The organism is Bdellovibrionota bacterium, assembly GCA_040386775.1.
GTDB lineage: Bacteria > Bdellovibrionota > Bdellovibrionia > Bdellovibrionales > JAEYZS01 > JAEYZS01.
The window spans coordinates 14731-26952 of sequence record JAZKEU010000018.1; the positions used below are offsets into that span (position 1 = coordinate 14731).

Annotated in this window: 12 protein-coding genes; 6 read left to right on the top strand and 6 right to left on the bottom strand. The window is 38.9% G+C overall.

All coding sequences use genetic code 11. From position 1 onward, the window contains the following. Positions 1-64 precede the first annotated feature (64 nt). Positions 65-253 (top strand): type II toxin-antitoxin system HicA family toxin, encoded by a 189-nt coding sequence (locus V4596_11820; GenBank protein MES2769823.1) that lies wholly within the window; start codon positions 65-67, stop codon positions 251-253. Next, a complete protein-coding gene (locus V4596_11825) occupies positions 250-675 on the top strand; it encodes a type II toxin-antitoxin system HicB family antitoxin (protein ID MES2769824.1) in 426 nt (141 codons plus the stop codon). Before V4596_11820 ends, V4596_11825 begins: the two co-directional genes overlap by 4 nt. Here the strand turns inward: V4596_11825 and murI are convergent. Further along, positions 672-1463 carry a glutamate racemase gene (gene murI, locus V4596_11830; GenBank protein MES2769825.1) on the bottom strand — a complete coding sequence of 264 codons (792 nt, stop codon included), beginning with the start codon at positions 1461-1463 and terminating at the stop codon, positions 672-674. The two genes, V4596_11825 and murI, sit on opposite strands and share 4 nt — an antisense overlap. Further along, complete coding sequence (locus V4596_11835) at positions 1460-1990, bottom strand: STM3941 family protein (GenBank protein MES2769826.1); 531 nt, start codon at positions 1988-1990, stop codon at positions 1460-1462. The genes murI and V4596_11835 overlap by 4 nt, the downstream gene beginning before the upstream one ends. Before the next feature lie 185 nt (positions 1991-2175). On the opposite strand from V4596_11835, the gene V4596_11840 reads away from it, so the two are divergent. Then, positions 2176-3228 carry a serine protease gene (locus tag V4596_11840; protein ID MES2769827.1) on the top strand — a complete coding sequence of 351 codons (1053 nt, stop codon included), beginning with the start codon at positions 2176-2178 and terminating at the stop codon, positions 3226-3228. On the opposite strand, the gene V4596_11845 is transcribed toward V4596_11840, so the two are convergent. From V4596_11845 to V4596_11860, 4 genes are all read right to left on the bottom strand, one after another. Next, on the bottom strand, positions 3225-3515 hold the full coding sequence (locus V4596_11845) for a hypothetical protein (GenBank protein MES2769828.1): 291 nt from the start codon (positions 3513-3515) through the stop codon (positions 3225-3227). The two genes, V4596_11840 and V4596_11845, sit on opposite strands and share 4 nt — an antisense overlap. Positions 3516-3601: 86 nt before the next feature. After that, positions 3602-7471: a hypothetical protein gene (locus tag V4596_11850; protein MES2769829.1), complete on the bottom strand. Its 3870-nt coding sequence runs from the start codon at positions 7469-7471 to the stop codon at positions 3602-3604. A gap of 243 nt (positions 7472-7714) precedes the next feature. Beyond that, positions 7715-8494, bottom strand: a complete 780-nt coding sequence (locus V4596_11855) for a ZIP family metal transporter (GenBank protein ID MES2769830.1) — start codon at positions 8492-8494, stop codon at positions 7715-7717. Then, entirely contained in the window at positions 8491-8871 is a 381-nt protein-coding gene (locus tag V4596_11860) for a DCC1-like thiol-disulfide oxidoreductase family protein (protein ID MES2769831.1), read from the bottom strand. Before V4596_11860 ends, V4596_11855 begins: the two co-directional genes overlap by 4 nt. 17 nt (positions 8872-8888) lie before the next feature. On the opposite strand from V4596_11860, the gene V4596_11865 reads away from it, so the two are divergent. Genes V4596_11865 through rsgA form a run of 3 tightly spaced genes read left to right on the top strand, consistent with a single transcriptional unit; the run spans position 8889 to position 12136 of the window. Further along, positions 8889-10196, top strand: a complete 1308-nt coding sequence (locus V4596_11865; GenBank protein ID MES2769832.1) for an amino acid permease — start codon at positions 8889-8891, stop codon at positions 10194-10196. After that, a complete protein-coding gene (locus V4596_11870; protein ID MES2769833.1) occupies positions 10193-11026 on the top strand; it encodes a phospholipase A in 834 nt (277 codons plus the stop codon). The genes V4596_11865 and V4596_11870 overlap by 4 nt, the downstream gene beginning before the upstream one ends. Positions 11027-11044: 18 nt before the next feature. Further along, complete coding sequence (rsgA, locus tag V4596_11875) at positions 11045-12136, top strand: ribosome small subunit-dependent GTPase A (protein ID MES2769834.1); 1092 nt, start codon at positions 11045-11047, stop codon at positions 12134-12136. The last annotated feature ends 86 nt before the right edge of the window (positions 12137-12222 follow it).

Below are 12222 nucleotides of genomic sequence, written 5' to 3' on the forward strand. Positions count from 1 at the left end.
TTCTTCTATTTATTCTTAATAACTTGAAATTACAACTTAAATGTTGTAGTATGGAGAAATATTTGTGCCTTTATCAGGAAAAGAGCTTGTTTGGTTATTATTAAAAAATGGATGGCAATTTAGCCGAATTAATGGAAGTCATCATATTTTAAAAAAAGATGGAATTGCGATATCGATTCCAGTTCATGGAAGTAAGGCATTAGGCAAAGGCATAGAACAAAAAATTTTAAAGCAAGCAGGATTAAAAAAATGATGTATTATTATGCGAAGATTACAAAGCAGTCTGATAAAAAATATTTGGTGGAGTTTCCAGAGGTAGAAGGTTGTTTTACGGAAGGTGATTCTTTAAAAGAGGCTTTATTTTCGGCTAAAGAGGCTTTAGACGGAGTGTTGGCTGTTCGTTGCGATTATAATTTGGATATACAGCCTTCAAAGTCGTATAAGAAAAAAAACTACTACCCCATTGAAGTGGACTTGAAAATTGCCTTCGCAATTTCTTTAAGATCAATGAGAATGAAAAAGGGGTTGAGTCAATCGGCTATTGCTAAAAAATTAGGAATTTCCCAGCAAGCCTATGCAAAACTTGAGAGCCCCACGAGCAATCCTTCCTTAGAAACTATCAAAAGAATTTCTATAGCCTTTGACGCCAAACTGGATTTAAAACTTGTTTCCTAAAGTTGAATGATGATTCCGAGGGAATCTTTGAAATCGTTTAGGGCGACTTCGGTGACGGATTTTGGATCGGTGAAAATCCATTCTATTTCGAATCCTTGTTTTTCATTTTTGAAAGTGAGATTTTCGTCTTTGATATAATCTGCAATGACTTTTGCGGAATTGACAATTGTCCAACCAGGAAGTGCCTTTTCAAATACACTTTGTGCCCAAGGATAGTGCGTGCATGCTAAGAGAGCGACGCCCGGTACTTTGTCGTCTATATAATTCTTTACGTACTCTTTAAGTGTCTCGAGTAAGATGGGGTGATTGACCCATCCTTCTTCGATCATGGGTACCGCGAGCGGACATGCTTGCTCAGAGATTTCATTGAACTGAATATGTTTTCTGACTTCTCGAGAATAAATCTGACTGTTCACCGTAGCCTTAGTTCCTAAAATTAAGATCCTTCTATCTTGAGAATATTCTAGATGATTAAAAGAATAAACTACAGCCTGTACACCAGGTTCCACGACTCCAAAAACGGGAATGGTATTGAGTTCGTTCTTGAAAATATTCAAAGCAAGTGACGAAGCCGTGTTGCAGGCAACCACGAGCATATCAAGTCCGCGATGCTTGAAATGTCCGGTGACTTCTCGGCAGAGAGATCTGATTTTTTCAGGAGTCTTGGTTCCATAGGGGACATTGGCCGTATCGCCAACGTAAACATACTGAGCATTGGGGAATGCTTTGATCAGTTCTTTCAAAACTGTCATGCCACCGATTCCAGAATCAAAAATGCCGATCTTCATGTTTTATCCTGACGCTGAGCCATTAGAGAGTTGGTGTATTCCGAAATGATATTAGCAATTTCTTGTGGAGTTTTGTCGATGGCGTGAATTGGAATTTTAATTGGAGTTCCTAGTTTTTTGTAATTCGAAAGCATCGGAATTCTTCTATAAAATTTTTGTTTTTTTAAATACGAAGCAGGGTCGGTGATATAAATTAAAATGTACTTTAGAAAAAATATTTTCATGAACTTTACAGAGACGATTTCATTCCAGGAGAATTTTTGCACGTTCATCTGGCTCATATTTTCTTCAATACCTTGAGAGTTCAGTTTTAAGCCTGTTTTTTTAAAGAGCATATACGTCTGCCAAATTAATGGAATACTCAGCACAATCGTTAGATACAAGTCCAGTTGATCGTACCAGCCGGGCATTTTGGGAATCATATCGGACTCTGGGATACAGAGAAGGCCAAAAATTAAAAATAGATTTATTAAGAATCCAAAAATTTTATGCTTGAGGTTTTCCTGTATGTACACATCATTAATCATGCAGATTGAATCTCTCTGGATTCGAGAAGACGGTCAAGGTTCTTTTCATAAGTACGGCCAACATTAACTATAACCATCTCTTATAATTACCGCCAAGAAGAGCATCTTTTTTTCAAAAGGTAGGTTTTAGCTGATGGGTGGGATTATGCCATGTATATTCTTATTTTCAAACAGTGTGGGGCCAAATGAAGACTAAATTTCAATATCAATTAAATCGTATATTTCTTGTCGGCATTTTTTTGATGGGTTTTTTATCAGTGTTAAAGTCACACGCGGATCAAGGGTTTTATCCAGTTCATAAAATACCTGTTTTACCAGAATGGGTTTTAGAAAAATCTAAGTCTGTATTTAGAATTGTCATGAGAGTTGGACCGGAAATGGCACCTAAAGTGGATGATGAGATACTAAAAAAATGCGAAAATCCACAAAACACGGAGCAGAAGCTGAATTGTGATCACATCAAAAAGTGTACTTCAGGGCAACCTTGCCATCTGGTTTACCAAGGCGCAGGCACTGCCTTTCTTACTGGTGATGGCAGTGAAGTGGTAACCGCTTGGCACGTCGTACAACCGAATCATCTGCCAGCGCTTATACTTCTTAATGGATTTTTAAGTAAAAAGCCTTTAGCCGAAAGGCAAAAAACTCTTCAGAATATGCGTCCAGAGTTTGTATTAATAAACTCTAAGGGAAAGGTTGTTTTTGATACTGGTTCTGAAAGAGAGCTGCCCATTTATGCAAATTTTGGAGATCCAAATTCATTCACAAAAATGCATATGGACCAAAATCCTCGGAATGTGCTTGTTGATTTCGTAAAAATTAAAATCAATAGGTCTATTGGCAAAGGGCTTAAGTTTTTGGATTTAGAATATAAACCTGATTCCAACGACTACTTTGCAATGGGGTACCCTCAGAAAACTCTCAGAAAAAGTAAAATGAATTCCAATGGTTTTGATTTATTTTTATCTAAAGGTAAGTTGGTTAGTTCTTCTAATTATTTGGATCAAATAGAATGGAAGAGTATTGAGCAGAGAGATTCTGAGGCGAAATTTTTCAGTAATGAATATTTGAATTTTTTTGATATTGATGTCGTTCCTGGCAATAGCGGTGGCCCAATATTCAATTCCGATGGTGATGTTGTGGGTATCGCAATCGCGACAGCTAGCTCCTCTGATCTTTATAAAAAATCAACGGCAGTAGCTGCGCGCAAGCAATGGATGGATAGTTATAATCTGTATTAAGCAGCTTTTACGAATGTCAAAAGTCCCATGGTTGTGAGCTTTCTTTTTGCTACACTCCAGAACTTTTCTTTGATCTCATGTTCATTATTATTCATCTTCATATTGGGTACTAATTCATCATTGAATGATTTTAAAAAAGCATCGTCTTTTGAATTTTTAGCTAATTTAATAAGAAGACGAATGTGAGTTTCTGTCATTTCCTTATCTTTAAGCATTTTAATGAGGTTGCCTTCTGGTGTGGTCTTAATAAAGCTTACAATCCCCAGAATATCTTCGTTCGAATACATGAGTCCTCCTAATGTTTCTAATTACTATTTCGGCTGAACTCAGGGTTTTCATGAGAAAAGTGTCTCACAAGGAGACACTTTTTTGCCTAATTGAATAGGCTCGCGCAATTGCCGCCAAGGGCTGGTCCCTTAGAAGGTTTAGCTGAGAGCACAAAACGAGGCTTTGGAGGCACGTCCCTCTCGACAGGCTTTTCGATTAGAGTTGGAATTTTAATTTCCGTCTGAGTTGTAGAAATAGATTTATCCTCAGATTTTCTTTTGAATCTTTCTCTTACTTTCACATATATTTTTTCGTAGTACAGCCATGGAGTTTTGCCCAGAGTTAGCCACGCGCCCAAATAAAGTCCTACAGAAGCCAACCCGTATTTTGCAATGTTATTCCAGAGGAGAGATTCAGTATCAAAGAGCATAATCGAAAGCGGGATATAAAAAAGCGTCGTACTGAACGCCCCAATTCCGGTGAAGAACTCAGATAAGAGTTTATTCGGATGAGTGTACACGGGTGGGTTGGACATCGAAAATTCAATAATGGATTCGGCATTGAGCTTTGCAACTTCCGCCTTATCATAACCTTGTTTGTCCACTAAGATTTTTCTTAAGAGTTCAACAGTGCTCGCAAGTTCTGTTTTATTTTCTTCAAAGTTGGCTTTAGCCAGTTTCGCGATAATACCGATATATTCTTTTTCTGCTTCTGATAATCCGGAACCTTTTACTACGGGGTTTTTAAGTTTAAGATCTAAGATGGCCTTCAATTGTTTTAGTGCTTTCGGATTGTAGCGCTCGTAAAGCTTCTGCATTTCTATATAGCCTTCGTTGACCAAATCTAGATTTGATTCATTAAAACCAACTTTAATTTTATATTTAGCATTTTCGAATTGCCCATCGTTTTTACTGAGACGTTGTTCGATCATTTGATTTCCACGTTGTATAAAGTCCCACGGCCATCCGTATGCCCATTGACCAAAAGCAAACATCAAGGCCCAAGCGGCCATTGCCGTCTCCGCATCTTGTCCCGCGAGATAGCCTCTGAATACTAGCGCTGTGGTGATTCCAGCTTGAAGAGTTGTCATCCTCTTCCATGCTCTTCGGACCATCAAGCCGCCGATGTTGGCTTCGGTACCTAGGTTATACATGTAGTTCACAGCGGTTCCTGCGAGACCTGGTGATTTTTCAGCTTTATCTTCTCTTCCGATATCTTTTTCTCTTTCTAAATAACCATAAGAAAGCCAATTGACGGCCCCTCTTGTGAGACTTTCCGGGCGCGGATCACTTGCTTGTGTGAAGCTTTCTCTTGGAAGATACAAGCTTTCTCTTTCTACTTCGAGTTTTTGGAATACAAGCGCAAGACTTGCTCCAGATTCAAAGAAGTGATTTTTTGTATTCATAACCATGTCGTAGTTGTGTCCCGTGGAAGTCCACATGAATCTACCTTCTTCAGCTGTTAAATTTTGAGGTAAATTTAAATCTGCACGCCCTCCGTAGAATGCTGGCAGTCCTGTTACCCAAACATGGTCACTTATAAATTCTTGCTTCACTTGACCAGAGATAAATTTATCGGCGGAGAGAGATCGCAAGAAGAGTGCGTCCTTTCTTCCATTTTCTAAAAGCATGTAGTTGGCAGCTCTGATAGGAGAAGTAGTAACATCTTTCCAGCGTAGAGCAGCTTTTTGTCTGAGTTCATTGCTGGATCTGATTTTTCCGACTGCATCCAAGGCAGCAGCATAATATTCTGCAATTGTATCGGGAGAAAGGCTATTCGCTTCTTGCTGCAGAGTAAGGGCGTTCTTTGATCTCAAGTCGGATTCTATTTCTTCCATTAAGATTTTCCACTCACGATGTTTCGCGGGATTATCAAATACAGCCTTCAGTTGATCAGGCGTTGCGCGCAATTCGGAAACTTGAAGAATTGTTGCTGGGTCAATTTGATTTTTTTCAGATACAGCAAGTGTCGCAAGAATCCACGCTAGAGATTCCAAACGTTTGTTTTGTTGATGTAGGGCCGTTTGAATTTTTTGTTTACTCTCAAGAACAGGCGCTCTATTTTTTTCATCAAGATAAGGTTCTATTAATCCAACAAATTCATTTTTCTGTAATCCCAGTTCTTGGCCTTCCGGAGAATTTGCTTTGATTCTTCGAAATGGATTTATTCCATTCTCAGCAGCGCGCAATAATACTCTTTGATCTAAACCTTTCTCAATGATTTCTCTTATATAAGGGTAGATCAAGAAAGACCATGCTCTCAGACCGGCGGTTACGATTCTTTGGAATGGTTCTTTGTGTCCACCCCAAGTTTTTTGAAACTCTCTAATGTAAGTGCCAAATGCTGTATTGGTATTTCTATTCATGGCAGCAAGTACATCTACAGCTTTACCAAAGGCGACGGATGAAGCAATCGAGATAGGAATGATAGATATCCAAGCAAATACACTCTTTGCGAGAGGCACTCTGTAGACAGCATCTTTCATTACTGCGGGATAAATATGTTCATAGATCCAGCTGACTACTTTCAGTTGCTGAAGGCTCTCGTAGTGATCGTAAATAAAAGCGCCGGATAAGTATCCTGCAGTTGCGGTTGTGATAGCACCAATAATCGCCCATTCCACCGCTCTCTCAGATCTTATTTTTTTCGGCGGTTTAGGTTTGGTCCCTGGCTTAGCCAAAGGGTTTGCTCGTGGATCTTGTTCGGCAAATAACTGCCAACCCTTTGCCATACCTTCTGGAGTCGCTAAGCGTTTCTGTGCCTCAGCATCGATAAGCCACCTGTTGAAAAGATCTCTATGGATTTTCTTTCTTTCATCTGAGCCCGAAGAGCCTTGTAGGTGTTTAGCATTCTTAGCCAAGAACTCTAACTTTTCAGCATCCGTTGCAGAGTTTTTAATTTTTTCGTAATCTTTTTCCCATTCTTCAAGAGTGAAAGTATCAGCCATTCTGGGTTTCAATTCAGAAGCAGTTAAGCCACTGAGTTTTTCGCCAATGCGCTTGAGTTGATCAATTTCAATATGCTCAATAGGACCACCCATTCTTTTTGAGGCGGCAATAATTTGATCAGCTCGAAGTTGAATTGCATTTTCTCTCTGATCTTGAGTTCTTTTATAGTATTCCGTGAATTCTTTGTCTCCACGTACCAGTGGTCGAATTGCAAGGATAAAGTCCAGGCCTTCTCTGATAAACTTCTCTGTAACATCTCTTGAGAAAAGTCCTAATTCTTTTTCTTGGCCATTTTCCATGTAACGAACATACAAATCACCAGCACGATAAATAGGTACTCCCTTTTCATTCACGGGAGCTACAGTTTTCGCGGGATCTAATTCTGCATTCGGAGGTTTAACGCCTCTGGTGAGAAATTCAGCCTTTGTTTCTGAAGAAGTAAGTTTCAAAGTGGAAGGTGAAGACCAAAGATTTTCAAAAACTGGAATACTATTTTTGAATGCTTCATAGATAACAAATTCCATAATGATAGCGTGAAGATTTCCTTTGCTATCTACAGTCATTAATAACTCTTTATCGTAATCCATAGCTACGATATCCATATTACGAATATAATGATCTGCTATCAGTTCGCCGCCTGTTCCGTCTGGCAATGCGCCTCTTCGATATTCAAAAATAAGTGTTTTTGTTTGGGCTTCGTAGCGAGGAATAATGTTTGTTGGCGTGATGATGGATTTTTCTAGACGAGGATCATCCAAAGAATACTCTGATTCAACTTTACCATTTTTATAGAACCTTACGCCTTGACCAAGAAGATGGAAAGGATTGATTTCTAATTTGTCGAAGGATCCATCTTCCATTTGTTGAATACCGTTGAGAATCGTTCGAAGATATTGATCAGTTTTAGCGTAACTAGCAGGCGCAGATCTGCTGCCATCACCAGCTGCTGCGAAAGCTGTGCCTATTGAAAGTTGAAAAATAATAATAGAGGAGAGCGCAATTCGCGCCAAGAATCCCAATACATTCACTATAAATACCCCATACCCATTATGACGAAAAGTCCCTTACCCACTAACGGACTTTAATTTTTTGAAAGATGACTTAAATAGTCTGATTGCATGAAATATTCATTGTTTTTCTGAAAACGTAAAAAGATTTCACCCCTAGCAAACTCAGATAAAACCAAAACAAATTTCTTCCATAAGATTTAGCAAAAATTAGGATGAAAATGAGTGTAAAATTTATGGGTAGACTGAAAATGCTTTAGAAAATTATTTGAGTAAAATATCGAGCAACATCATGATCACAAATCCAATCATAAGACCTGCGGTGGCTTGTTTTTCAAAACCGTTTTTATGGCTTTCAGGGATCATTTCGTGGCTGATCACATACAACATCATTCCACCGGCAAATGCGAGCGTCCACGGAAGGAGAGTCTGAATGGTGATGACGGCAAAAAATCCTATGAGAGCGGCGATAGCTTCTACAAGCCCGGTGATGCCGGCCACAAGGAACGAGTCTTTGATCGAATATCCTAGAGTTCTGAGTGCAATCGCCACAACTAGCCCTTCTGGAATATCTTGAAACCCAATACCTATCATCACAGGAAGGCTTATGCTTAAGTTTCCACTGCCGATTGCTGTGCCGACGGCAAATCCCTCGGGAATATTGTGAATTGTGATCGCTAGAACAAATAACCAGATCTGTTTTAGTTTTGTGGTGCTGACATGTTTATTTTCAGATCCGCCAAGAAAATGCACATGCGGAATGTTTTCATTGGCCACATGAATAAGTAAGCCACCAAATAAAATCATAAGTCCACTGAACACCGCACTTAAGAAAATAGGATACTGTTCTTTAAATAAATAAACTGAAGGCTCGACCAAAGAAAATGCCGTAGCAGCCAACATCACGCCCGCACTGATACCTAAGAAGAGATCTTTGGTTTTTTCAGAAATGGTTTTAATAAAAACAGCAGGAAGCGCTCCAAGAGTAGTGGCAAAGAAAGTTACGGCTGCTCCGACAAAAGCCATTTGATATGCATTACTCATGGTATAAACCTATCTTTTTCTTCTGGTGTGGGGATTCTGCATGTATCCCGTTTTCCAAACCACTTATAACGATTTTTAGCTACAAATTCATATATAGAATCGCGAAGAAACTTTGGAATGACAAGTAACAAAAGTATTGTAATCCAAAATCCACCTAAAAAAGCCAAGGCTCTAATTGCTGCATCAGATTTGAAGTATTCGTAACCATTTATAGATAAAATAACGGTATTGATTTCGGTTTCATTTTTTCTTTTTGCTGTTTGAAGTGGTGCTAATTTGAGACTTTTAGATTTGTCATGTTTTAGTAAAAAATCTACGAAGCGATTACATAGTCCGCAAACTCCATCGAAATATACAATGACACAATTAGATTCCATCACTAGATATTAACCCTATGGAAAACACGTCACAACTAAAAAAATCTATTGGCTTCTGGACAGCAACATCCATCGTGGTGGGTATTGTTATTGGTTCTGGAGTTTTCGTTAAACCAGGACTGGTCTTGAAACAAGCCGGATCATCGACACAAGCTCTTCTTGCGTGGGTACTTGGTGGTGTTATGACGATAGCGGCGGGACTTACCATTGCTGAAGTAGCATCTAGAATTCCAAAGACCGGTGGAATTTACGCTTATATTGAAGAGGTTTATGGCGAACGTTTAGGATTTTTATCGGGTTGGGTTTTGACTTTTCTCTATGGACCTGGGTTGATGGGAGCGCTGTCACTTTATTTTGCCACACTACTTCAACCTTTCTTTGGTTATGATAGTGCTTTGATAAAGACAGTCGCCATATTGACGCTGTCTTTTCTAGCACTCATAAATGTTGCTGGTGTGAAGTACGGTGGATATATTCAAACCTCCACTGCACTCATTAAGCTCATTCCTATTTTTGCTATTTTATTTTTTGGCTTAGCAACTGGTGAAAAAGATATTTTTTCTGCCATCAATGTAGATCCTGTTGCAATCAGTTTTGGTTCTGCTGTTCTCTCAACTCTTTGGGCCTATGATGGATGGATTTTAGTAGGAAACGTAGCTGGAGAAATGAAAGACGCAAAAAAAATTCTTCCAAAAGCAATCATCATTGGTCTCAGCGTAGTGTTGGTAGCGTATCTTGGAGTGAATACAGCACTTCTCAAGGTCCTATCGGCAGAGAGAATTGCTGAGCTCAACACAAACTCAGCCGGAGTTGCAGCCGAAGTTCTATTTGGAGATTGGGGCGGCAAATTACTTAGCATTGGTATTTTGATTTCTATATTTGGCTGCCTGAATGGTGCGGTACTGTCATCTCCGAGAGTTCCCTATGCCGTATCCACTAAAGGTGATTTAAAATATTGTGGTTGGTTGGGTAAGGTTCATCCGTCATTCCAGACTCCGATCAATGCTATTCTTCTTCAGGCACTTGTGGCGATTGCTATGATTATGCTGGCAAGTCCCGATCAGATTACGGACTTTGCTATTTTTAGTGTTTACATTTTCTATACCTTGGCTTTTTTTGCCATATTTATTTTGAGAAAAAAACAGCCTTCATATGAAGGATACCGAACGCCACTTTATCCGATTGTGCCTTTGATTGCAGTGGTGAGCTCTCTTTATATTTTAATCAATACGGTGATGATACAGACCAAGATTGCTTTGATTTCTATAGTGATCACTGCATTTGGCTTGCCGATCTATTTATTATTGAGAAAAGGAAATAAATGAAATTATTCTTAATTATTTATTTAGCAAGTATATCTTTGTTCGCTCAAGACACTTCTCAAGTAAATAAAGACGATAAGCCACAAGATGAAAAGGAAAATTTTTTTACTCCTCAGGTTTTAAAAAACAAAGAAGCTTTGGAAGAAGAAGACAATCTGAACCTGCTAAGACATCAACCGCTTTATTTTGCCTATGGAGACCCTAGCTCCAAAGTCCAGCTGAGCTTTAAATATAGAATTATAAAAGATACGCCAATCTATTTTGCTTATACACAGATCATGTTTTGGGACTTAAAAGAAGATTCTAAACCTTTTAAAGATTCCACTTACAATCCGGAATTTATTTATACCTACGACCTCGAAAAGAAAATTTTCTTAGACGCTATTGATTTTGGTATTTGGGAACACAATTCCAACGGAAAATCAGGAGATGAATCTAGATCTTTTGAAAGAGCATTTGTAAGGTTAAATTTTGCTAGAGAATTTAAAGATGTGCTTTTTAAGTTTTCAACAAAAATTGGCTATATATATGGTTTAGATAAAACAAATGACGACATTAGAGATTATATCAGCCCGCTCGAACTCAAATTTTCTTTGATTGGAGTATTTCAGGGATGGACCATGGATCGGAGTAGCTTTGATTTGCGTTATTTCCCAGGCGGAGATTGGGCTCAAGACTGGGGCCGCGGCGGCTATGAACTCAGTACGAGTTTTAGATTTGGTGGACTTTCTATCGTTCCGGCATTCTACATGCAATATTTTAGAGGCTACGCTGAATCCCTTATCAATTACAATGAACGTGTAAGTGAATTCCGGGCTGGATTTATTTTCTAAACGCTGTTAGCGTAAGCAATGTCTATTTTTAAACACCTCCCAGTTTTGGGATGGAATGGCTTTTTTGAAAATCAAATCGAAGAAAACACTCCACTGGTTCCAGCCAGAGTCATTGGACAAGAAAAAAGCAGTTACAAAATTCAACTGTCTGATCAAATCACAAAGCAAGCCGTGGTTTTGGGAAAATTTCGTCACGAAGTTGCTGAAAAATCTGAGTTTCCTGCGGTAGGGGATTGGGTATTGATCGCTCCTAATTTAACTAGTGATACTTCAATCATTCATAAGGTTCTCGACAGAAAATCTTGTTTATCGAGAAAAGTCGCCGGAAATGAAATGGAAGAGCAGGTAATTGCTTCTAATGTCGATTATGTTTTTATCGCGACTTCGCTTAATTCGGATTTAAACATCAATAGAATCGAGCGTTACTTGAAACTCGTCTGGGACAGTAAAGCAATTCCCGTCATTGTTCTCACCAAGAGCGATCTCTGTACGGATCTTGAAGAAAGATTAAGAGAGATCGAAAAAATAAGCATCGGTGTGGATAAAGTTGTGACTAGCTGTATGAACGATGAAGGTTTAGAAGAAATAAAAAAATATTTCTTACCTCACAACACGAATGTGATCGTGGGTTCGTCAGGAGTCGGGAAGTCTACGCTGGTGAATTCTCTATTTGGTGAAATCAAAGTGAAAACCCAAGGTATTCGCGATGACGATGATAAAGGAAAGCATACGACAACGTCGAGATACTTATTCCTCATGCCTTTTGGTGGAATGATGATCGATACACCAGGAATGAGAGAGCTCCAACTCTGGGGCAATGATGAGGGCTTAGAAAAGCAATTTGAAGATATCGAAGATCTTAAACTTCAATGTAAGTTCACCAATTGCAATCACAACGCCGAGCCAGGCTGTGCGATTCAAGCGGGATTAACAACTGGGACATTGGATAGCGATCATTGGAACAGTTATTTGAAGATGAAAAAAGAACTCGAGTTCATTCAAGCCAAATTGGATAAAGGTCTCCAATCGGAGAGAAAGAGTAAGTGGAAGAAGATCCACAAGACGGCTAAAGAGCATGTGAAAAATAAAAAATCCGGAAAAAATTTTTAATCAAAAAAATATGGGAGCTAGCCTTCAGGATAAATCCGGCTGTCTAACTCCCATACCACAACATTGGAAACAAAAACATGCATGAG

Excerpts from the sequence above, each read along its gene's own strand:
- rsgA (MES2769834.1), top strand. The coding sequence starts at position 11,045 with ATGTCTATTTTTAAACACCTCCCAGTTTTGGGATGGAATGGCTTTTTT.
- V4596_11845 (MES2769828.1), bottom strand. The coding sequence starts at position 3,515 with ATGTATTCGAACGAAGATATTCTGGGGATTGTAAGCTTTATTAAGACC.
- V4596_11835 (MES2769826.1), bottom strand. The coding sequence starts at position 1,990 with ATGATTAATGATGTGTACATACAGGAAAACCTCAAGCATAAAATTTTT.
- V4596_11840 (MES2769827.1), top strand. The coding sequence starts at position 2,176 with ATGAAGACTAAATTTCAATATCAATTAAATCGTATATTTCTTGTCGGC.
- V4596_11870 (MES2769833.1), top strand. The coding sequence starts at position 10,193 with ATGAAATTATTCTTAATTATTTATTTAGCAAGTATATCTTTGTTCGCT.
- V4596_11855 (MES2769830.1), bottom strand. The coding sequence starts at position 8,494 with ATGAGTAATGCATATCAAATGGCTTTTGTCGGAGCAGCCGTAACTTTC.
- V4596_11860 (MES2769831.1), bottom strand. The coding sequence starts at position 8,871 with ATGGAATCTAATTGTGTCATTGTATATTTCGATGGAGTTTGCGGACTA.
- V4596_11825 (MES2769824.1), top strand. The coding sequence starts at position 250 with ATGATGTATTATTATGCGAAGATTACAAAGCAGTCTGATAAAAAATAT.
- V4596_11865 (MES2769832.1), top strand. The coding sequence starts at position 8,889 with ATGGAAAACACGTCACAACTAAAAAAATCTATTGGCTTCTGGACAGCA.
- murI (MES2769825.1), bottom strand. The coding sequence starts at position 1,463 with ATGAAGATCGGCATTTTTGATTCTGGAATCGGTGGCATGACAGTTTTG.